Source organism: Acidovorax sp. KPB24-03 (genome assembly GCF_057546605.1).
The window spans coordinates 1-21,256 of sequence record NZ_BAAJYR010000017.1; the positions used below are offsets into that span (position 1 = coordinate 1).

At 62.2% G+C, this 21,256-nt stretch carries 19 protein-coding genes, 1 tRNA gene and 2 pseudogenes; 9 read left to right on the top strand and 13 right to left on the bottom strand.

Annotated elements, in window-relative coordinates; translation table 11 throughout:
- Positions 1–396 (bottom strand): annotated as a pseudogene (locus AC27KI_RS04580) (glycerol acyltransferase); the annotation flags it as partial.
- Between the two features lie 247 nt (positions 397–643).
- Positions 644–1,606, bottom strand: a complete 963-nt coding sequence (locus AC27KI_RS04585) for an ABC transporter permease (RefSeq protein ID WP_272548856.1) — start codon at positions 1,604–1,606, stop codon at positions 644–646.
- Between the two features lie 300 nt (positions 1,607–1,906).
- On the opposite strand from AC27KI_RS04585, the gene AC27KI_RS04590 reads away from it, so the two are divergent.
- The gene (locus AC27KI_RS04590; protein ID WP_272564890.1) at positions 1,907–2,176 is read left to right on the top strand and encodes a YfhL family 4Fe-4S dicluster ferredoxin; all 270 of its coding nucleotides are present in this window, start codon (positions 1,907–1,909) and stop codon (positions 2,174–2,176) included.
- A gap of 60 nt (positions 2,177–2,236) precedes the next feature.
- On the opposite strand, the gene pth is transcribed toward AC27KI_RS04590, so the two are convergent.
- From pth to AC27KI_RS04625, 7 genes and pseudogenes are all read right to left on the bottom strand, one after another.
- Positions 2,237–2,845, bottom strand: coding sequence for an aminoacyl-tRNA hydrolase (gene pth, locus AC27KI_RS04595; protein WP_284402289.1), 609 nt, complete (start codon positions 2,843–2,845; stop codon positions 2,237–2,239).
- A 139-nt stretch (positions 2,846–2,984) separates the two neighbouring features.
- Positions 2,985–3,620, bottom strand: coding sequence for a 50S ribosomal protein L25/general stress protein Ctc (locus AC27KI_RS04600; RefSeq protein ID WP_272564888.1), 636 nt, complete (start codon positions 3,618–3,620; stop codon positions 2,985–2,987).
- A gap of 147 nt (positions 3,621–3,767) precedes the next feature.
- Complete coding sequence (locus tag AC27KI_RS04605) at positions 3,768–4,742, bottom strand: ribose-phosphate pyrophosphokinase (protein WP_272548852.1); 975 nt, start codon at positions 4,740–4,742, stop codon at positions 3,768–3,770.
- A gap of 45 nt (positions 4,743–4,787) precedes the next feature.
- Positions 4,788–4,864: transfer RNA gene (locus tag AC27KI_RS04610), tRNA-Gln, on the bottom strand.
- 24 nt (positions 4,865–4,888) lie between these two features.
- Positions 4,889–5,753, bottom strand: a pseudogene (gene ispE / locus AC27KI_RS04615) (4-(cytidine 5'-diphospho)-2-C-methyl-D-erythritol kinase).
- A 5-nt stretch (positions 5,754–5,758) separates the two neighbouring features.
- The gene (locus AC27KI_RS04620; RefSeq protein WP_284429586.1) at positions 5,759–6,301 is read right to left on the bottom strand and encodes a lipoprotein insertase outer membrane protein LolB; all 543 of its coding nucleotides are present in this window, start codon (positions 6,299–6,301) and stop codon (positions 5,759–5,761) included.
- Positions 6,301–8,091 carry a tetratricopeptide repeat protein gene (locus tag AC27KI_RS04625; protein WP_284429214.1) on the bottom strand — a complete coding sequence of 597 codons (1,791 nt, stop codon included), beginning with the start codon at positions 8,089–8,091 and terminating at the stop codon, positions 6,301–6,303. The genes AC27KI_RS04620 and AC27KI_RS04625 overlap by 1 nt, the downstream gene beginning before the upstream one ends.
- Positions 8,092–8,120: 29 nt before the next feature.
- Here AC27KI_RS04625 and mutM point away from each other — a divergent pair, with 29 nt between their 5' ends.
- The 3 genes from mutM to mutY all read left to right on the top strand — a co-directional run bounded on the left by mutM (position 8,121) and on the right by mutY (position 12,043).
- Positions 8,121–8,936: a bifunctional DNA-formamidopyrimidine glycosylase/DNA-(apurinic or apyrimidinic site) lyase gene (gene mutM, locus AC27KI_RS04630; protein ID WP_487112777.1), complete on the top strand. Its 816-nt coding sequence runs from the start codon at positions 8,121–8,123 to the stop codon at positions 8,934–8,936.
- Positions 8,937–9,044: 108 nt separating this feature from the next.
- On the top strand, positions 9,045–11,006 hold the full coding sequence (locus tag AC27KI_RS04635; RefSeq protein ID WP_487088828.1) for a dynamin family protein: 1,962 nt from the start codon (positions 9,045–9,047) through the stop codon (positions 11,004–11,006).
- Complete coding sequence (mutY, locus tag AC27KI_RS04640; protein WP_487088826.1) at positions 11,003–12,043, top strand: A/G-specific adenine glycosylase; 1,041 nt, start codon at positions 11,003–11,005, stop codon at positions 12,041–12,043. Before AC27KI_RS04635 ends, mutY begins: the two co-directional genes overlap by 4 nt.
- 40 nt (positions 12,044–12,083) lie before the next feature.
- Here the strand turns inward: mutY and rapZ are convergent, their stop codons facing one another.
- The 3 genes from rapZ to AC27KI_RS04655 are packed head-to-tail and all read right to left on the bottom strand — an operon-like array spanning position 12,084 to position 15,516.
- Positions 12,084–12,947 carry an RNase adapter RapZ gene (rapZ, locus tag AC27KI_RS04645; RefSeq protein ID WP_284402296.1) on the bottom strand — a complete coding sequence of 288 codons (864 nt, stop codon included), beginning with the start codon at positions 12,945–12,947 and terminating at the stop codon, positions 12,084–12,086.
- Positions 12,948–12,951: 4 nt separating this feature from the next.
- Positions 12,952–14,619 (bottom strand): DNA repair protein RecN, encoded by a 1,668-nt coding sequence (recN, locus tag AC27KI_RS04650; protein WP_487088824.1) that lies wholly within the window; start codon positions 14,617–14,619, stop codon positions 12,952–12,954.
- The gene (locus AC27KI_RS04655) at positions 14,620–15,516 is read right to left on the bottom strand and encodes an NAD kinase (protein WP_487088822.1); all 897 of its coding nucleotides are present in this window, start codon (positions 15,514–15,516) and stop codon (positions 14,620–14,622) included.
- A 1,307-nt stretch (positions 15,517–16,823) separates the two neighbouring features.
- On the opposite strand from AC27KI_RS04655, the gene AC27KI_RS04660 reads away from it, so the two are divergent.
- Positions 16,824–17,003, top strand: coding sequence for a hypothetical protein (locus AC27KI_RS04660; protein WP_487112779.1), 180 nt, complete (start codon positions 16,824–16,826; stop codon positions 17,001–17,003).
- A gap of 436 nt (positions 17,004–17,439) precedes the next feature.
- On the opposite strand, the gene AC27KI_RS04665 is transcribed toward AC27KI_RS04660, so the two are convergent.
- Entirely contained in the window at positions 17,440–17,661 is a 222-nt protein-coding gene (locus AC27KI_RS04665) for a hypothetical protein (protein WP_487112781.1), read from the bottom strand.
- A 389-nt stretch (positions 17,662–18,050) separates the two neighbouring features.
- On the opposite strand from AC27KI_RS04665, the gene AC27KI_RS04670 reads away from it, so the two are divergent.
- From AC27KI_RS04670 to AC27KI_RS04685, 4 genes are read left to right on the top strand one after another with little or no spacing between them, the layout of a single operon-like run.
- Positions 18,051–18,323: a hypothetical protein gene (locus AC27KI_RS04670; RefSeq protein WP_487112783.1), complete on the top strand. Its 273-nt coding sequence runs from the start codon at positions 18,051–18,053 to the stop codon at positions 18,321–18,323.
- A 2-nt stretch (positions 18,324–18,325) separates the two neighbouring features.
- Positions 18,326–19,612 (top strand): hypothetical protein, encoded by a 1,287-nt coding sequence (locus tag AC27KI_RS04675; protein WP_487112785.1) that lies wholly within the window; start codon positions 18,326–18,328, stop codon positions 19,610–19,612.
- A gap of 3 nt (positions 19,613–19,615) precedes the next feature.
- The gene (locus AC27KI_RS04680; protein ID WP_487112787.1) at positions 19,616–19,942 is read left to right on the top strand and encodes a DUF5455 family protein; all 327 of its coding nucleotides are present in this window, start codon (positions 19,616–19,618) and stop codon (positions 19,940–19,942) included.
- Positions 19,943–19,945: 3 nt separating this feature from the next.
- Entirely contained in the window at positions 19,946–20,869 is a 924-nt protein-coding gene (locus AC27KI_RS04685; protein WP_487112789.1) for a zonular occludens toxin domain-containing protein, read from the top strand.
- Positions 20,870–21,256 lie beyond the last annotated feature (387 nt).

Sequence of the window (21,256 nt, forward strand, 5' to 3'; positions counted from 1 at the left end):
GCCCAGCAGCGCGCCGGCGATGAGCGAGCTGCCGATCATGAACAGCGCGTTCAGGATGTTGTTGGCCGCGATGATGCGCGCCCGGTGCGTGGGCTGGCTGCGCATCTGGATCAGGGCATACATGGGCACGCTGTACAGGCCGGCGAACAGGCTCAGCAGCGCCAGGTCGGCCATCACGCGCCAGTGCGCGGCCTGCCCCACGAAGGCGCCCAGCCCCATCTCCGGCGCGGGCGGCAGGGAGCGGGAGGCGAAGTACAGGTCGATGGCGAACACGCTCATGCCGATGGCGCCCAGCGGCACCAGGCCGATCTCCACGTGCCGGCGGCTCAGCACCTCGCACAGCAGCGAGCCCACGCCGATGCCCACCGAGAACACCACCAGCAGCAGCGAGGCCACGTCGCGCCCGAACGCATCGGTGCCCAGCCAGTGCGCGGCCGAGGGGGGCAGCAGCTTGGCCTCCATGTCCATGTCGTAGGGCGAGCCGGGCGTCCACACGAAGGACACCAGCGCCGCCAGCACCAGCAGCAGCGACAGCACCGCGCCGATGGCGAAGCTGCGGTGGCGCAGCGCGCGGCGCAGGCCGGACGGCGCGGCCTCCGCTGCCGGGACGGGCTGGGAGGGCGTGGCGGGGGGACGGGGGGCATCACAGGTCGCTCGCTTTCACGCGCGGGTCGATGGCGGCATAGAGAAGGTCCACCACGAAGTTCACCACGATCACCATGGCCGCCAGCAGCATCACGCAGTTGCGCACCACGATCAGGTCGCGGTTGGCGATCGACTGGAAGATCAGCCGCCCCAGGCCCGGCAGGTAGAACACGTTCTCGACCACGATGGTGCCGGCCAGCAGGTTGGCGAACTGCAGGCCCATCACCGTCACCACGGGAATCATCGCGTTGCGCAGCACGTGGCCCCAGAGCGCCGCGCGGCGCGACAGGCCCTTGGCGCGGGCCGTGCGCACGAAGTCCTCGCGCAGCACCTCCAGCACCGACGAGCGGGTGATGCGCGCCAGGATCGCTGCCTGCACCACGGCCAGCGAGATCGCGGGCAGCAGCAGCGCCTTCAGCGCCTCAAGCGGGCTGCCGCCGCTGTCCTCGGTCCAGCCCGGAAAGCCGCCCGCCGAGAACCACTGCAGCTTCACCGAGAACAGCAGGATCAGCAGGATGGCGAACCAGAAATTCGGAATGGCGATGCCGATCTGCGCCAGCCCCATCACGCCCACGTCGCCCCAGCGGTTGTGGCGCGATGCCGCGTACACGCCCGCCAGCAGCGCCAGCACGGTGGTGATCGCCATGGCCATCAGCGCCAGCGGCACGGTGAGCGCCAGCCGCTCCAGAACCAGGTCCCGCACCGGAGTGCCGTAGGCGTAGCTGTCGCCCAGCTGGCCCGTGAGCAGCCCGCCCACCCAGTGGCCGTAGCGCTGCAGCGCGGGCTGGTCCAGCCCCAGCTTCGTCGCCAGGGCGGCCACGGCCTCGGGCGAGGCATCCGGTCCCATCAGCATCTGCGCCGCATTGCCGGGCAGGATCTCCAGCACCACGAACACGACCACCGACGCCCCTGCCAGCGTGGCGATGAGCGTGAGCAGCCGTTTGAGGAGGAAGGGTCCCATGGGATGGATCGGAAGGGCGCCGCAAGGCGTCCGGGCTGCCGAAAGGGGCAGGGCGGTGTGGGTGCAGCATAGCGGCAAACACCGTGCGGCGGTCGGAGGCGGGGCGCGTGCGGTGCACCGGTACCCGTTGCGGCGCGGGGCCGGATGGGCACGGCGCGGTGCGCGCGGGGATGGGGCAGGGGGGCAGACCGCCCCGCCTGCGCCAGGGACTTGCCAGGGCGGGGATAATCCTGGCATGACGTCCGCCCTCCGTGCCCTTGCGGCCTTTCGCGCGCCCCAGGCTTGTGCCAGGAGATCGCCATGGCTTTGATGATCACCGACGAGTGCATCAACTGCGACGTGTGCGAGCCCGAGTGCCCCAACCAGGCCATCTACCTGGGCGAGGCCATCTATGAAATCGACCCGGCCAAATGCACCGAGTGCGTGGGCCATTTCGATGAGCCGCAGTGCGTGCAGATCTGCCCCGTGGCCTGCATTCCGGTCAGCCCGCAGCACGTGGAAAGCCGGGAAACCCTGTTCCAGAAGTACGAGCGCCTGCAAGCCGCGGCGGCCCAAGGCGCGGCGTCCTGATCCAGGCGGTTCCGTCTCCCACGCAAGAAGGTATTGCGCGGGCATCTCTCAAAATAGCAGTTAAACGCCGTCCGGCCGTGGCGGCTTGGGGCGCGGGGGCTTGGTAGTGTGCACCAGCAGCGTGGCCTTTTCCATGTCGCCCGCCAGCATCGCCGGGTGCGCCTTCAACGAATGGGCAATGCTGTCTTCGATCAGGGTGCGTTGGTCGGGCGACGGCTTCTTGAGCACCCAGTTCGCCACTTCCGCCTTGATGCCCGGGTGCCCGATCCCGATGCGCAGGCGCCAGTAATCCGCCGAGCCCAGTTGCGCATGGATGTCGCGCAGCCCGTTGTGGCCGGCATGGCTGCCGCCGCGCTTGAGCTTCACATGGCCCGGGGCGATGTCGAGTTCATCGTGCGCCACCAGGATTTCGTCGGGCTGGATCTTGAAGAACCGCGCCAGCGCCGCCACCGATTTGCCCGAGAGATTCATGAAGGTCTGGGGCTCCAGCAGCCAGACGCTCTGCCCATGCACGTTCGTGCGGGCGACAAGGCCGTAGTAGTTGCGGTCCGGCACCAGCGTGGTTTTCAGTTCGCGGGCCAGTGCATCGATCCACCAGAATCCGGCGTTGTGGCGGGTGGCGTCGTAGTCGGGCCCTGGGTTGCCCAGGCCCACAAACAGTTTGATCATGGTGTCCGCGATTATCCGTGTGTGCCCAAGAAAAACGGCCCACGCAGGTGGGCCGTTGGGAGCGGTGCCGCCGGAGCGGCCCGCCAGGAGGTTGCCTTCCGCCTGCCGCCGGGACGGCGACAGTTGGGGCGAAGATTACTTACTTCTTCTTGCCCTTGCCGCCCTTGGCGTCGGCGGCAGGTGCTGCGTCGGCAGCAGGTGCTTCCACTTCGACCACGGGGTTGGTCACGGACACCAGAACGGGGTTGTTCTGGCCGCCACGGATCACGGCGCTCACGCCGCGGGGCAGCTTGATGTCCTTCAGGTGCAGCGATGCACCCTTCTTCAGCTTGGTCAGGTCCACGGCGATGAATTCGGGCAGGTCAGAAGGCATGCACGACACGTCGAGTTCGTTCACGACGGGGTTGACCAGGCACTTGTCCACCTTCACGGCGTCGGATTCTTCAGCGCCGCTGTAGTGCAGTGGCACCTTCATGTGCAGCTTGGTCTTGGCATCCACGCGCTGGAAGTCGATGTGCAGCACGAGTTGCTTGTAGGGGTGGTATTGCACGTCACGCAGCAGCACCTTGGAGGTGGTGCCGGCCACTTCCATGTCCAGCACGCTGGAGTGGAAGGCTTCCTTCTTGAGGGCGTGCCACAGCGCGTTGTGGTCGATCTCGATCAGTTGGGGCTCGGCGGCACCGCCGTAGACGATGCCGGGCGTCTTGCCCGTGTTGCGCAGACGGCGGCTCGCACCCGTACCTTGCTTGGCGCGCTCAAAAGCGACGAAGTTCATGGTTAGCTCCTGTGAGGGCCGGCCGCGACCAGCTCGGCCCTGTTGAAAAAGACCCGTGCCACCTGGCAGCGGACCTGCTTGTGTTCCCGAACGAACAAACCTCCCGAAGGAGGTCTGCCATCCCTTCCGCCCCGAGGGCGGACGTCATCAGAAAAGGTTGTCCTGGTCCGAGAACAGACTCATCACCGACTCTCCCTTGGCGATGCGCTGGATCGTTTCTGCGATCAGCGGTGCCACGGAGAGCTGGCGAATCTTGGTGCATCCCTTGGCGGCTTCGCTCAAGGGGATGGTGTTGGTCACGACCACTTCGTCGAGTGCGGAGCCCTTGGCGATGCGCTCGATGGCCGGGCCCGAGAAGATGGGGTGCGTGCAATAGGCGTACACCTTTTTGGCGCCACGTTCCTTGAGCACTTCGGCGGCCTTCACGAGCGTGCCGGCGGTGTCGATCATGTCATCCATGATCACGCAGTTGCGGCCGTCGATCTCGCCGATCACGTGCATCACTTCCGATACGTTGGCCTTCGGGCGGCGCTTGTCGATGATGGCCAGATCGCAGTTCAACTGCTTGGCCAGGGCCCGTGCGCGCACCACGCCGCCCACATCGGGCGACACGACGATCAGGTCGTCGTATTGTTTCTGGCGCAGGTCGCCCAGCAGCACGGGCGATGCGTAGATGTTGTCCACGGGGATGTCGAAGAAGCCCTGGATCTGGTCTGCATGCAGGTCCATCGTCAGCACGCGGGCCACGCCCACGGCCTGCAGCATGTTGGCCACGACCTTGGCGGAGATCGGCACGCGGCTGGAGCGTGGACGGCGGTCCTGGCGGGCATAGCCGAAGTAGGGAATCACCGCGCTGATGCGTTCGGCCGAAGCGCGCTTGAGCGCATCGACCATGATCAGCAGTTCCATGAGGTTTTCGTTGGTCGGCGCGCAGGTCGACTGCACGACGAACACATCGCGGGCACGAACGTTCTGCTTGATTTCGACAGTGACTTCGCCGTCGGAGAAACGGCCTACGTCCACTGCACCCAGCGTGGTGCCGAGGTGCCGGGCAATATCCGCCGCCATCCCAGGATTGGCGTTGCCGGTGAAAACCATGAAGTCGGGGTGATTGGCTTGCATGAGCGACCCAGCAGTCTAAAAAAAAAGCCCGTGTGCGAAAGTATTTGGCAGGGGAAGAAGGATTCGAACCTTCGCATGCCGGAATCAAAATCCGGTGCCTTAACCAGCTTGGCGACTCCCCTACACAGGTCGATCACTGAAAGTAATCAACCGAAATCCTGATCTGAAGCCCATCCTGCCAGAGGATGAATCATCAAATTTTCACATGCCTTCACTTGCCACGCGCCGGGCGCGTCTTGCAAGTTCACTGCCTGTGGCATCTGCGCAAACACCGCACTTCCCGAGCCAGTCATTCGACCTTGCAACCCTTTCGATTCCAGCCACTGAAGGGCTTGACCGATCTCGGGACACAGTGCCTGAGCAACCGGCTGCAGATCGTTACTTCCAAATTGGTAGTGTGCTGCAGCAAAGCCTAAGATTGTAGCACAGCCAGAATCGCGTTTTAGGAAAGGGTTCGAAAAAATCGATTTCGTATCCAATCCCGCTTCTGGTTTGACCACCAGGAATTGTGTTCTTGGCAGTGCATGCGCTTTCTCAAGCGGGCGTATTGTCTCACCAATTCCTTCCACCCAAGCGTTATGGCCGCGTAAAAAAAAATGGCACGTCGGCGCCCAGCGACAGTCCGATGCGCTCCAGTTCCCCACGCGTTAGCTGCAGGTTCCACAATCGGTTGAGGGCCAGCAGGGTCGAGGCCGCATCGGACGAACCACCCCCCATGCCCGCCTGCGCCGGAATCCGCTTTTCAATGCCGATGTGCGCGCCCAGCGTGCATCCAGTGGCAAGCTGCAAAGCCGAGGCTGCGCGCACGCAAAGGTCTTGGGGAGGCAGCACCTCCGACAGGTCCTCCCGGGTGATTGCGCCGTCCTGACGTAGTTCGAAATGGAGCGTGTCACACCAATCGATCAGCATGAACACCGACTGCAGCAGGTGGTAGCCGTCGGCGCGTCGCCCTGTGATATGCAGAAAGAGGTTGAGCTTGGCCGGCGCCGGCACATCGTGCAAAGACCGCATGTGTGTCAGCGGTCCAGGGCAATGCGCAGTGTGGCGTGCGGCAAGGGGCTGCGACGGTGAGCGACGAGCCTGCCGCGGTCCATTCCGTCGAGTTCTGCCTCCCAGCCATCGACCGCGATGGGTTCGCGTTTGAGCCAGCCGAACAAGGCGGACACCGGCACCGTGCTGCCTGTCAGCTGCAGGACCAGCGCGTCCAGCGAGTCGGATCGTCGCGTTTCCGATCCATTGGTCAGTGTGGCCAGTCCGGGCGACCAAGCCAGCTTGGCCATCACATTGCCGAAGGGGTTGAGAAGCGTCAGTTCTCCTTGTTCAGGGGCGCCTCGCAATTCGAATGCCGCGTTCAACGGTTGTGCGGCGGGATCATCCACTTGCAGCGACAGCCGGCCGCTCCACGCATCGTTGGGCGCTGCGTCCTGCGTGACCATCCGGGCGTGCTGCGCACAACCCGCGAGGAGCAAAAAGGTCAGCGTTGCCAGCCAGGCGCTCCAAGCGGGCCAGGTGCTTTTGGCATTTGCGCGGTAGCGGCCATTGATCGCGGCGCGCCGCATCAAGGGTTGGCTCCGAGGCGCTTCAAAGTCTGGCGCAGGGTGTCGTTGTCCTTGTTCAGCCGCAGGCCTTCTTTCCAGACAGACGTCGCGCGGTCACGCTCTCCGAGTGACCACAGCACTTCGCCCAGATGGGCCGCAATTTCCGGATCGGGCTGTGCCTTGAATGCATCGCCGAGCAAGCGCGCGGCTTCTTTCCGATTGCCGAGCCGAAACTCGACCCAGCCAAGGCTGTCCATGATGAACGGGTCACCGGGCGCGTATTCCAGCGCCTTTGCAATCAGCTGCTTGGCTTCCGGCAGTCGGATGTCACGTTCCGCGAACGAGTATCCCAGGGCGTTGTAGGCATGGTGGTAGTCGGGCTGGCGGGCAATGATCTGCCGCAGCAATTTTTCCATGTCGTCCAACAGGCCCGCCTTTTCGGCCAGCATGGCTTGGTCGTAGACGAGTTCGTTGTCTTGCGGAGCCAAGGCGACGGCCTTGGCTTGGGCTTCATAGGCTTCCCGGTATTTCTGTGCATCGCGCAGCAGCTGGACCTCGGCGAGCAATTTCATTCGCTCTTCCTGGGGCGTCTTCGCAGGCAACGCGCGAATGAGCGCAAGGGCTTCGGGCAACTTGCCCTGGCGAGCCAGCAGGGACGCCTTGCGGCTTTGCACCGTCAGCAGTTCAGCAGAGTTCTCGATCCGGCCCAGCCAGGCCTCCGCTTCCGCCAGGTTGCCCCGCTTTTCTGCGATCTGGGCTTGCAGCAGGAATGCCTGCGTCATCGCACTTCGGCGCGGATCGCCCGCAGGCAGTGCCTCGAGGAGTTTCTGAAACTGCGTCAGGGACGCATATGCCTCATCGAGGCGGTTGGCCTGCAAGTGCAGGCTGGCTTTGACCAGCCAGGCTTCTGCCATGTCGGGCGTGCTCTGGGTCAGCAGATCCGCCTGTTTGGAGGCTTCCGCATAGCGCTGTGAGTCCAGCAGGGTGCGAACGTACACCATGCGGATTTCCGGCTTGGGCGTCCCGGCCAGATAGCGGGCAACCAATGGCTCTGCCTCTGGTTCGCCGGCTTCCAGCAGTTGCAGCGCCAGCAAGGCGACGCCTTCGGCTGGCGCATCCATGGTCTGGGCCTGGCGTGCGGCTTCCAGTCCACCCTTCTTGTCGCCCGCGGCCAGGCGCATTCGGCCGATGGTGATCCACGCGGAGGGGCCGGATGCCGGGTTGCTGAGCTGATCTGCCAGCGCCTGCTCGACGACCTTGGCGGCCATGGTCTTGTCGCTGGCCCGCCCGTACAACTGAGGAATGGCCTGGAGCGTCATGGCCCTGTCATTCGCAGGCGATTGATCCAGTTCCTGCTTGAGGAGGTCGGACGTCTCCTCGATGCGATTGAGCGCAATGAGGATCTGCAACACGTACCGGTTGGCCTCGCGCGACTGAGGCTGTGCACTTTTCCACGCCCTCGCTGCCGCCAGCGCATATTCAGCCGAGCGCGATTGCAGGGCAATTTCGACGGCCCGCCGATAAAGCTGGCCATCGCCGCTGCGGCGGGCCGCTTCCAGCATGAGCGAATAACCGGTGCCGGGATCGCCCCCCGTGGTGCTGATCTCTCCTAGCAGGATTTCATAGAACAGTTCTGCATCGAGCGCGGCGGCTGCATCGCTGGAAGTCTCCTGAGACGCTCGAAGCCCGGCTTGCGATGTCGGTGCTGGCGAATTTTGCGCCTGTGCAGAAAGAGTTCCCGTCACCATAGCGCATGCCAGGGTGATGGTCCAGAGTCGATGTGATTGCGCCATCAACCCATAATAATCCATGGTTCAACGTCTTTGTGGAGCGTGCAGGCATGCCTGAGTTGCCGGAAGTGGAAGTAACGCGACTCAGCATCGCGAAGGGGATTTCCGGCGTGGTAATCCAGTCGGTCACGGTGGGCAAACCATTGAGATGGCCACTTGGTTGCCCGCCCGAGGGGTTGATCGGCCGCACCGTCACGGCAGTGCGGCGCCGGGGCAAGTATTTGCTCCTTGACCTGGACGGAGGGCTTCTCCTGATCCATCTCGGCATGTCGGGGAGCCTGCGTCTGGGGCAAGCGCTGGAAGCGCGTGGTCCACACGACCATTTTGAAATGGAAACGACCTTGGGGACCCTGCGCCTGCGGGATCCTCGAAGATTCGGCGCAGTGGTTTGGGCGCAAGACGAGAGCGCCGAAGAAGCGAAGAAGCTGTTGGGTTCATTGGGAGTGGAACCCCTTTCCGATCTGTTCACCGTCGATGGTCTCTTTGCCGGTTTGCGTGCGAGCCGGGCGCCTGTGAAGCAGGTCTTGCTCAGCGGCAAAGTGGTGGTGGGGGTCGGAAACATCTACGCGTCGGAAGTGCTGTTCCTGGCGGGTATCCGCCCGACAGTGAAGTCATCGACCATCGGCTTGGCGCGGGTTCGCCGCCTGCACGCAGCCATTCGCGAGGTGCTGGCGCGCGCGGTGGAGCGCGGCGGCAGTACGCTGCGGGACTTTGCCAGCGCGGACGGCAGTGAGGGCCATTTCCAGCTGGAGGCTCATGTCTATGGACGGCACAACGAGGCGTGCCGGGCCTGCGGGTCTCCGGTGCGAATGATCCGGCAAGGTCAGCGCAGCACCTACTATTGCATCCGTTGCCAGAAGGCATAGGGTTAAGAGGGGTGGCACCACGCCGTTTCGAGCTTTCAAGAAGTTCGTGGGGTGCTATATTTTGCGAAGGCTCCTGCACGTGCGGGCGCAGCGACACTCGGGAGCAAAGTGGGACCCTCTTTTAACGAACAGTTCGACCAGCACGGCGCGTGGCGCCGGGCATTCGCACTTCAACTGAAGCAGTTGGCCGACTGGATGGCGTCGCATTCCCTCATGGATGCGGCCGTTGGCGAGAAGCTCCAGCGACTGGAGGGCCAAGTGCGCAGCGACAAAGTCATGGTGGCTTTCGTCGCGGAGTTTTCCCGGGGCAAGTCCGAACTGATCAACGCCATCTTCTTTGCCGACTATGGCCGCCGGATCATGCCGGCCAGCGCGGGACGAACGACGATGTGCCCGACGGAATTGGGCTACGACCCCGGCGTGCCTGTGAGCCTGCGCCTGCTTCCCATCGACACCCGGCTGCAGGTGCAGGGACTGGCCGAGTGGCGCCTGAAACCCGAACGCTGGGTGCAGATTCCCTTGGATGTCAATGATGCGGGGCAGATGGCCCGCTCGCTCGAGAAGGTGGCCGAGGTCCGGCGCGTCAGCTTGGATGAGGCGCGAGCGCTGGGCTTCTGGCACGACGACCTGCCGGAAGAAAACCCGGTGCCGGACGCCAGCGGCCTGGTGGAAGTTCCGATGTGGCGCCATGCCCTCATCAATATTCCCCATCCGCTGCTCAAGCAGGGCCTGGTCATTCTGGATACGCCCGGACTGAACGCGGTGGGTGCGGAGCCTGAACTCACCATCAATCTGATTCCGCAGGCGCATGCGGTGGTCTTCATCCTGGGGGCGGACACCGGGGTCACGCGGTCCGATCTCTCGATCTGGCGGGAACATCTTGCAGCCCCGTCTGAAAATGCGGATGCCCGCTTAGTGGTCCTCAACAAGATCGACACACTGTGGGATACCCTGAACTCGCCTGAGCAGGTTCAAGAACAACTGGAGCGCCAGCGCCTGACCTCTGCTGAGATGCTGGGTATCTCGCAAGAGCACGTCATGCTGGTTTCAGCCCAGAAAGGGTTGATCGCCAAAATCCAGTGCGATGACCTGTTGCTGGAGCGCAGCGGCTTGCCTCTTTTGGAAGAAGCGCTGGCACAAGGGGTGATGGGCAAGCGCCAGTCCATTCTCCGCTCTGCCGTGGCAGCGGGCATTGCCGGCCTGCGGTCGGAAACCTCCCGCGTGATCAACATCCGCCGGCGCGATCTCGATGACCAGATGCTGGAGTTACGGAGCTTGCGGGGAAAGAATGCTTCCGTCATCGATTCCATGCGCACTCGCATCGAGCAGGAGCAGCGGGAGTTTGAGATGAGCACCGCGAAGATTCAGGCGGTGCGTGCGGTCCATCTCAAATTGCTGCGCGATATCTTCCATGAACTCGGAGCCCGTTCACTGAAGGCTGAGCTGGCGCTGCTCACAGACGCATTGCAGCAAAAGGGTCTGAAGCTGGGCGTGCGCAAAATCTATGCGGAGACCTTCCAGCGGCTGCTGGCCATCGTGGACAAGGCGCAATCTTCGGGCACTGAAATCCATGCCATGTTGGGCGGTACATTCCGGCAGCTCAACACGGACTTCGGCTTCTCACTCCAAGTGCCTCCGACTCCGCAACTGGAGCCCTTCCTGCAGGAAATCGCGCAAATTGAGCAGCGGCATTTGCAGTACCTGGGCGTGGGCAATGCCCTCAAACTGGCGCAGCCTGAGTTCGCGCAGCGATTGGTCCGTGCGCTCGGCATGCGGCTTCGCACGGTGTTCGAGTCGGTTGCCAACGATTTGGAGCTGTGGAGCAAATCCGCAACAGCGCAACTGGATGCCCAACTACGAGAGCGCAAACGCAGCTTTGCGCGTCGCATCGAAGCGGTGGACCGCATTCAGCACGCAGCAAGCGGTTTGGTCGAGCGCATTGCAGAGATTGAAATGGCCGAGCAAGAGTTGGGGCAGATGGAGGCGCGCTTGAATGAGATGACGGAGCAGCTCGCAGCCGTCCCGCGCGCCGAGCCGCCCCAGGTCAGCCCGCAAACGGCCCTGGCATGAGCGACATCCCGGAAATTGCCACCGATGTGGTTCGGTGGCAGGCGGTGCATGGCCGCAACCATTTGCCATGGCAGCAAACACGTGATCCTTATCGGGTGTGGCTGTCGGAAATCATGCTGCAGCAAACCCAGGTCGTCACCGTCTTGGGCTATTACGAACGCTTTCTGGATCGATTTCCGGATGTGCAGTCGCTCGCAGCGGCAACGGAGGGCGAGGTGCTCGCTTTATGGAGCGGGTTGGGCTACTACAGTCGTGCACGAAATCTGCACCGCTGTGCTCAGAAAGTGGTGGATTTGCACGGGGGCGAGTTTCCCCGGACCGCCGAGGTATTGGCACAGTTGCCGGGAATCGGCCGCTCGACGGCAGGTGCGATAACCGCCTTCTGCTTTTCCGAGCGTGTTCCCATATTGGATGCAAATGTTCGCCGGGTGCTGACGCGAGTGCTTGGCTTCACGGCCGATTTGGCAATCGCCAAGAATGAACGTCTTCTTTGGGATCAGGCCTGTGCCTTGCTGCCAGTGAGTGATGTTCAGCATGCGATGCCGCGCTATACCCAGGGCCTGATGGATCTCGGGGCGACGGTGTGCACGCCAAAGAAACCGACCTGCATGGTCTGCCCTTTGAACCGGCAGTGCAAAGCCCGCCGAGACGGAGACCCCGAACGCTATCCCGTGCGGACCCGCAAATTGTCGCGTCGTGCGGAGTCGTGGTGGCTGATGCTGCTGCAGGACGGCAATGGGCGTGTCTTGCTCCAGCCGCGTCCCTCGAGCGGCATTTGGGCAGGTCTGCATTGCCTGCCGGTGTTCGAGGAGCGCGCAGCACTGCAAGCGTCATTGGCATCACGGCCTGCGCCGCTTCAGGATTTGGAGGGCTTTCTTCATGTCCTGACCCATCGGGATCTGCACCTCCATCCCGTGCGAATCCCGTGGCAGGCGGATTGGGGCCTTCCGGTGGACGGAGCCTGGTTCGGTGCTTCCGATTGGGACCGCTTGGGTATGCCAACGCCCATCCGGAAATTGCTGCTGAACCTATCCTGATTTTTTTCACGTCTCGCCACTCTGTGGCGAGACGTGAAAGTCACAGGCCGTCCAGCTCACGATGCCGCCGCAGGGTGGTCCAACGCTGGCTGAAGTGCACCGCCAGGCGCTCCACCAAATAAACCGAGCGGTGTTGCCCCCCCGTGCAGCCAATGGCCACGGTCACGTAGCTTCGGTGATTCTGCGCCAAAGGCTCCAGCCAGTGAGAAAGGAACTGCGCGATGTGCTCCTGCATCAGTTTCACATCAGCCTGGTGCTGCAAATAGTCGATGACAGGCTGGTCTTTGCCCGTCAATGCCTTTAACGCGGGCTCATAGTGGGGATTGGGCAGCATGCGCACGTCGAAGACGTAATCCGCATCGACAGGCACCCCGCGTTTGAATGCAAACGATTGGAAGACCAGCGTCAATTGCCCGGGCAGGGCGGGCATCAGGCTTTTGACGTAACCCTGCAATTGCGCTGCTCGAATGGCGCTCGTGTCGATGACATGGGACTGCTCACGCAACTCGGCCAGCAGTTCACGTTCCAGTTCGATAGTTTGCAGCAATGCGCGTTGGCCTTCCGTCCATTCGTCTCTGGAGAGGGGGTGGCGTCGGCGCGTTTCCGAAAATCGCCGGATCAATGTGTCGGTGGTGGCATCCAGAAACAGCGAATGGACGACCACGCCCTCGCCGCGCAGGCGTTTCAATTCCTGCGGAACCAGCGGTAACGCGGTGGCGCTGCGAACATCCATTGCGATGGCAATCCGGTTGCCATGGTGCTGATGCTCCAGCGCCACGAAGGCGGCCAACAATTCCGGTGGCAGGTTGTCTACGCAGTAGTAGCCTGCGTCTTCCAATGCATGCAAGGCAACGGATTTGCCGGAACCCGCCATGCCTGTGATCAATACGACCTCTAGCGTCATTTCGTCATGCCTTGATCTGTGCGGGTTGGTTGCTGCTGAGCATTTCGCGTGCGTGCGCCATGGTCGCCTTCGACTGGCGTTCCCCTCCTAACATCCGAGCCATTTCGATCACGCGTTTTTCTCCCTTCGCCACGGTCACCTGACTGATGGTGTGCTGATCCTGACTGGTTTTTGCCACGATCAGATGGTGATCTGCACAGGCTGCCACCTGCGGAAGATGGGTAACGGCCAGCACCTGTCGATCGCGGCCCAACTGCTGCATCAGCCGACCCACCGTCTCGGCGACGGAGCCTCCGACGCCTGAGTCCACCTCGTCAAAAATCAGGGTAGGGGCCTCGCCCAACTGGCTTGTCGTCACGGAAATGGCCAACGATATGCGAGACAGCTCCCCCCCCGAAGCGACTTTGCCAACAGGCCGGGGCGTGGCGCCAGGATGCCCTGCGACCAGAAAAGAAACACTGTCGAGACCTTGAATGCCGGGTTCCGGTGTCGGTTCCAAAAGCACCTCAAACCGCCCGCCCACCAGGCCAAGGCCCTGCATGGCTTGTGTGATTGATTGGGCAAGCCTTGGTGCTGCGGTTGTCCGCTGCCGGGACACAGCCTGCGCCGCCTTGCGATAGGCTGTACCACTGGCCTGTTCGGCCGCATTGAGCGCTTCCAGGTCTGCTGCCGTCTCCAGTTTGGAGAGTTCCGCTTTCCATCCCTCCAGCAGTGCCGGCAACTCCGATGGCGTCCGCTTGTATTTGCGTGACAACGAAATCCACAGCGACAGGCGTGAATCCAACTGTTCAAGTCGCTCGGGATCGAGTTCCGTGTGCCGGAGATAGCTTTGCAAGGAGTGAGCCACATCGGCCGCTTGGTCCATGCACGACTGAAGCACCTCTCCCATCGCCTTGAATTCGGGATCGAGGGTTTGCTGCTCCTGCAGCAGCTGGCAGGCGCGGCTCAACTGAGTCTGTGCACCGGACTCTTCATCCTCCAGCGCGGACAGGGCCGTTTGCGCGCTGTCCAGCAAGGCTTGGGCGTGAGAAAGGCGGCTGTGCTGGGTGTTGAGTTCTTCCCACTCGCTGGATGCCGGGCCCAGCTTTTCGACTTCACTGATCTGCCACTGCAGTCGTTCCCGCTCCTGTTGCAGGGTATGTCTGGCCGCTTCTGCTTGCGCGACCGCTTTGCGGTCGTCACGCCAGCGAGTCCAAAGCGGCTCCAGCGCCGCGGTGCTGATGCCGCCATAGGCATCCAACAGGCTGCGAACGGCATCCTGGCGCGTCAAGCTCTGCCATGCGTGCTGGCCATGGATATCGAGGAGATGCGCCCCCACGGTCCGCATTTGGGTAGCGGTTGCTGGAATGCCGTTCATCCACGCACGGCTTTTTCCTTGCCGATCGATGGTTCGGCGAAGCAGCAGGCTTTCCTCCTGCGGGATGCCTGCTTCATCAAGCCATGCAGACAAACTGGATGGGCAATCGAATTCAGCGCAGATGTCCGTACGCTCGGTTCCCTCGCGAATCACTCCGGCATCGGCGCGGCCGCCCAGCAGCATTTGCAAGGCATCGATCAGGATGGATTTGCCTGCACCCGTTTCTCCGGTCAGCACCGTAAATCCTTTGTGAAGATCCAGGTCCAGGACATCCACGATGACGAAATCGCGCAATGCGATCCGTTTGAGCGCCATCTATGAGCCCCCTTCATTCCAGCGCAATTTTTTGCGCAACGTAGCAAAGTAGTTCCAGCCTCGAGGGTGCAAGAAGCGCACGAAGTGCTCCGACCGCCGAACCACGATCCGATCGCCATGCTGGAGCGATGCCAGCGACTGCATGTCGAAATTGGCGCTGACGTCCCGGCCCCCTACGACTTCCACCGCAATGTCCGTCGAATCCGGCAGCACGATGGGTCGATTGGACAGCGTATGGGGTGCGATGGGGACCATCACCCAACCAGGAATTGCAGGGTGCAGCATTGGGCCTCCCGCGGAGAGCGCATAGGCAGTAGATCCAGTGGGCGAAGCGATGATCAGCCCGTCTGCCCTTTGGTTCGAGACGAAATGCCCACCCACTTCCACCCGCAATTCGACCATGCCGGAAGTGGATCCACGATTGACGACGACGTCGTTGAGCGCCAGGGCTTCAAATACGCATTCGTCCTGACGCATCACGCAGGCATGCATGAGGGGCCTGGCGTCTTCTTCATACTCGCCATGGAGCATCGGCTTCAGTGCTGAAGCATGCTCGCCCAAAGGGATATCGGTGATGAAGCCCAGCCTTCCCTGATTGATGCCGATCAGCGGAATTTTGTAGGGGGCCAATTGCCTACCGATGCCCAGCATCGTGCCGTCTCCCCCGATCACCATCCCCAGATCGCACTCCTTGCCGATCTGTTCCACCTGCATCGCAGGATAGTCAGAAATGCCGGTGTTGTGCGCCGTTTCCTGTTCCAGAATGGGTTCACAGCCTTCATTTCTGAGGAACTGGGCAACCTCTTGTACGGCATTGCGCGAACTGTCAGAAATAACGCTGGAAGTGAGCGGCTGGTACTTGCCGAAGAGTGCGACCCGTGTGAACCTGAGCTTCATTGGGAAATTAGATCATTAAAGCGATGTGAGCTTGGGTAGCCTCTTGAGCATCCGTGTCTTGCAAGCGCTGTCTCGTTCTGATTCCAGCGCGGCCACAACAATCCATTCCTTTACGTCTTGGCCCATTTCGTCGGCTAGGGCGCCAGCTATGGCCGGGGATAGGTGTCCTCTGTCGCGTGCTGTGTAAAGCGCTTGTTTTGATAGCCCAAGGCGAGCTGTCCATGCGGCGATGTTTTGAATTTCTAGTGCTGAGTTCAAAAGGTTCATGGTTGACGGCATATCGATCCTCTACACATGTTGTATAAATTACACATGACGTAGAAATTGTATCGAACGACTTGTCTACATGTTGTAGACCGTGTAACCTCCGGTTTGTCTACAACATGTAGATTTTCATGGAGCTACCCATGCCAGCCACTCAGGTGTCTTTTCCAGCTTTTGCGTCTTCGCATCTCATAAGCACCCATACGAATCCCTCTGGCGCCTCCGGGTGTTCTGCGGATTTGGCCCATGATGGCGTGCCTTGTGGCGATGCCTCGTCTCGGCCGTTTAACCAAAGCAGCCATGCGCTCTGTATCAGTCCCATGACTGACAGCAGCACAAGTCCTCCTAGCAGTATTGGATCGATGTACATGGCTGCTGATGGTAATGGTTGCACTCCCCCTGCTGTGTCCATGCCTGGTCCCAGCACGGATGCTGGATTGGTAGCTCAGTCCAGCGACAGCAGCGGGGAGTGCGCCTCAACGGCAAACCTTGACCTAAACGACAAGCTCGTCAAGCGCGGGCTAACCGTGTCCTGGCATGGCTACCGGGCCACTGTGCAGCGTGTCCGTACCGGCCGTTGCTTGCTGCGGTTCCCTGCGGTCCGTGCATCGCATCGGGGTGTTGTCCCCGAAGGCGCGTCTGACCAGCAGTGGGTTCCTTGTTCGTCTGTTCAGGTGGTGCGGTCATGAGGGACTTTCCGCCTTTCACCGTTCTCGTCGCTTTCCTGCTGCTCGACGGCCTTCTCACATGGTTCTTTTTTTTTGCGCTAAGTGTTTAGCTGGGCTAAACAGTCCGGCCGTTCCTCGATGCCTCCAAAGGTGGCATCTAAGAGCGCTCCTGCTCCTACTGGCCGCAAATTGGCCTACCTACCGAAAGACCACCATGGCATTCACCAGCATCATCCAGATTCTCAAAGTTAACGAGCTGCGCAAAGGCACGTCCACCAAAACCGGCCGCCCTATGAAATGCAGGATTGCGAGTGCGCGCTCCTGTCTGACGCCGGCGAACTGGAGCAAGTGGGCGTCCTCCCGCTTGCCAAAGATATGATAGGTGACAACGCCCCGAAGGTCGGCACCTACACGGCCTCGTTCGCTTTTCGCGCTGGTATGCAGGACCGTAAGATCGGCGCAGTGCTGACTGGCCTCACGCCCTACGACGTGCGCAAGCCCGGCGCGCCTGCTGCCCCCGCTGCACCGAAGGCGGTGCCTGACCATGTTGTTTGAGTGGATGCACGCTGTATCGGTGCACGTGGCCATCGCGCTGCTTTTGCTCTCGTTGCTCGTGTGGTGCGTTGTCATGCTCGCCCGTGCGCTGCGCTGGCTGTGGACGCGGGGCACGCCTCTGCGCGGCCGGGGTATGGGGCAGCGCCCCATGGAAGACCTGTCACGCGCGACGTACCCCACGGCAAGGGGCGCGGGGTGCCTAGCGCGCGGGTGCCAGCCACGCCCTGACTCCACGCAAGGCGGCGGCGACGGGCGGCGCAGGGACAAGCATGGCGCAGGCCCGCGCAGCACGGCGCCCGCGCAGCCCTGGCCTCATTCGTCGCTGATAAACCGGACTGCCGCCGCAGGCGCCCCGCTGCCGGTCCTGGGCGCTGGTGGCTCAGAGTCCGGAGGAAAGCACCGCTTTCTGGAGGAGTCTGTGCCGCCTCCCTCCCTGCTAGTCAGCCCGCATGTCCGGCCCGGTTACTTGGGTGATGTGCCCTCGCTCAGCCCTCCGTGGTGCTGCGTCTCGGATGCCGTCCCGCACGCCTGCCCGCACCACCCAGTACAGTGCCCAGAAGCTCAGGATCGTGCCCACCACGCTGACTGCGATCCACCAGATGGTTAGCCGCAGGTAGTACCGCTCCATCTCGCCAAGCATCTTGATCACCTCGTCCATGTCCGCTCCCTGAAAGGTTGTTTCCATGATTGTCCTCATTCTTGTTGCTGCCCTCTGGTCCGGCATGCACGCTGCGCCCACTGATGGCCCTGCGTTTCGCAGCGACGGCCCGTTTCCTGACCGCCCACTCCTGGGGGACCGTCCATGGAAGACCACCTGAGCCGCATTTGGTACTTGCTGATGCTGCTCGGCTTGCTGGGGGCAGCGTGGGCGGGCTACCGCGATGGGCGCACGTCATGACTGAGGGTGAGGTGCTGGCCTACCTGACGGCCATCGTCGTGTGCTACTGGGCTGGCTACAAAGTCGGCCTCTACCGATCAATCATCCAAAAATTAGGCTCTTCCGCCTGACCGCGCCGGGAGGCACCCGGCAATCGAAAAGGAGTCCTCATGGACACGCAAACGCAATCGCAGCCTCCGCTGCTCACCCTGTCTGCCAAGGCGCGCAATGCCCTGGCAGTTGTCGCAACCATGGCGCTGACCGCAGGCCCAGCGCTCGCGCAGAGCACCGGCACCACGCCCGAGTCCGGCATCGCTGATGCGGCTGCCAAGCTGCTGTTGATCATCGCTGCTGGCGGCGCTGCCATGATCGCGCTGTCGCTGGCTGGCGTGGGCTGGCGCGTCGGCGCCAAGTGGATCAAGTCCCTGGCTGGCAAGGCCTGACCATGGCCTTTCTGCTGCGCCTGTGCGGCCTGCTGCGCGGGCGCAGTGGTAAGGCCATTGTTCCTGCTGCGGCCTGCGTCCTCGCGGCCTTTGCCCATGCTGCGACGTGTATTGAGTGGTCCGCCGATAACGGTAAGACTTGGCAGTCATCTACCTCTGCGGCTTGTGCTGCGCTCAAGTCGGTGCCCGGTTACGGTAGCGCGTCGACCGTCATCACTGTGCAGAGCGAGGGTGTGTGCAGGCTTGTGGATAGTGGTACGGCGCTCAGTCTTTATCAATTGGCCCGCCGTGACAACACGAATTGCGACAAGTGCCGCGATGGTGTCGGGCAGATATCCACAATGAATGTCACCCGTGGCTGGGCGCGATCTGCGTTGCCTAACAAGGCTGACCAGCTTGGAGCCACTGCGGCAGTACCCAAAAGGTTGTGCGGTGGGCCGAATATGTGCCCTTACTCTGTCCTCGGAAACGAGGAGTCTTATCGCTCTCAGACGCCCTCTGCGCAGGGGCTCTACCGCCTCTCCAGCGACGTGACTGTGATACAGGTCGAGGGGGCGTGCACTCCCACTGATGAGGCGGCTGCGGGGAACCCAAACACGCCCGATAAGCCGTGCCCCGGTCAGCTCGGCGAGCTAAACGGTAAGCCCTACTGCGCGGTGACTCCTGACGCGACGGGTGTCGAGCCGTTTGGCCCTCCTGGCAAGCAGACTGACGACAAGGGCAACCCTACGGCCGGCGCGAAGCCCAGTTCTGGGGAGGGCTCTGGTACTGGTGGCGTTGGGCGGACTCCTACTGCCGGTAATGGTGGCAATCTTGGTGGTCCCGCGGGTGCTGCGGCTGGTGGTACGGGTACTAAGCCTGGGGCCGGTGCGCCCAATGGCACTACGGACAAGCCGGCTGAGGGTAAGGAGCAAGCGGCCTGCGGTGCACCCGGTCAGTCCAAATGTCAGATTGACGAGACCGGGACGCCTGAGGGCAATAGCGCTTATGAGAAGGCTGACGGGCGTTTGGATGAGATCGATGCCAAGCGGAGAGAAATGCTCGATGGCGTCAAGTCCACCTCCGATAAGGACACTAGCTGGGGCATCGTGCCCAGCTGGTTGCAGCACGGTTCGTGCGCACCGTGGGATTTGGGGACTCTGCCTGTCGGGGCTGGTGTCCCGATACAGATTGATGTGTGCCGGATCATGCCCTACGTCGAAGCTGTGATGAGTTTCATGTGGGCGGCGATGACCTTCATCGCCACCCTCTCGATGGTCTTTCGTGTAACTACAGCGTCGAAGGATTGATGTATGCCAGTGCTTGGCGGTTTACTGACGACCCTTTTCTCTGGTCTCGCCGCGTGGTTGGGGCAGTACCTCACCCGAAAGGTCTCGTTTGGTGTCGCCGCGGCTGTGACCTACTCGGCGCTCACGTTGGGCCTGTACGTGGTCATGCGCGCGGCGCTTGCGTCCACTGCCAATGTCACCGGGGGTCTCCCGCAGATATTTTTGCAGGCCATGCAGATGGCCATCCCCCCGATTGCCCCCGCCTGCATCAGCACGTATGTCACGGTATGGACTGCCTGCACCGTGTACACGTGGCAACGCGATTTGCTCTACATCACCCTCAAGGCTTGAGCCATGCCCGTCTACATCGTCACCGGCAAGCTCGGCACCGGCAAGGGCAAGTATGCAGTCGGCAAGATGCGCGAGGCGCTGCTCGAAGGTAAACGTGTGGCGACCAATTTCGATTTGCGAATGGAGCACCTGGTCAGTTCGTCCAGCCGCATGACGGCCACTCGCCTGCCCGACAAGCCTACCGCGAAGGATTTGACGGACATAGGCCACGGTAACCCGGACGCCCGGCACGACGAAGACCGCAATGGCGTGCTGGTCCTGGATGAGCTGGGCAGTTGGCTTAACAGCCGGACCTTTGGCGGTCCGGAACGTGCGGCCTTGTTGGACTGGTTGATCCACGCGCGCAAACATGGCTGGGATGCCTACTTGATCGTGCAAAACCTCGAAATGATCGACAAGCAAGTCCGGGTCGGTCTGGCTGAGTACGTCGTCAAGTGCATCCGCCTCGACAAAATGAAACTGCCCATCGTGGGCGACTTTTTGGGCAAGCGTGGCCGGCTCCCGAAGCTGCACGTCGCGCAGATCACCATGTCCGATGTGCCCGGCATCATCATTGACCGCGAAATGTACAAAGGCACGCACCTGCACGATGCCTATGACACGTTGCAGGTGTTCCGCGACTGGGCACGCGCTCCCAGTGACGCCGGCTTTGCAGCCGAGCCCTACATGGGGCCGTACAGCTACTTGAGCGGTTGGCATGTCAAAGGCCGGCATGACGCGCCTGTCGAACGCCGGTCCTTCCTCGCCCGCCTGTTCCGCCGAAACCCGCCATCGCGGCCGCTGCCGGTGTACCCGGTCCCCCAGCAGTACCGCCGCGCCCTGGAGCTATGCCGCCAGCTCCCCCCGCATGAACGCGTTCGCTGGGCCAGGGTGGTGCTGCGGCATATGGATCAAGCGCAATTGGCCGCACGCGCGGCTGCTCAATAAGGGGTCAGCCATGACAGTGTTTTTGATTGTGTGGGCACTAGGCGCGCTCGTCGTCTGGTGGGCGGTAGGGCGACTGCTGCGGGAGGTGCCCAATGTCTGAGCACGTGGTGATTGTCATCGCGGTGGCCTACATGGCCATGTGCGCCGCAGTGCGGATGGGCGGCTGCGGAGGGCCCTGGGGGTGTGCGTAGCGCGCCCCCGGGGCCGGCCGCAGGCCGGCCCTAGATTTATCAATAAGACATATCTCGACCATGCAAGAAATCCACGTGTACGTACCCCCCGGCCGCAGGCCGGTTGGGAGTCGTTTGCAGGGGTTGGGCTTGTGCCCCCTGCTGGTCTGGGAGTGGCCGGATGGGCAGTGGTGCTACCTCGATCAGTTGTGGCACT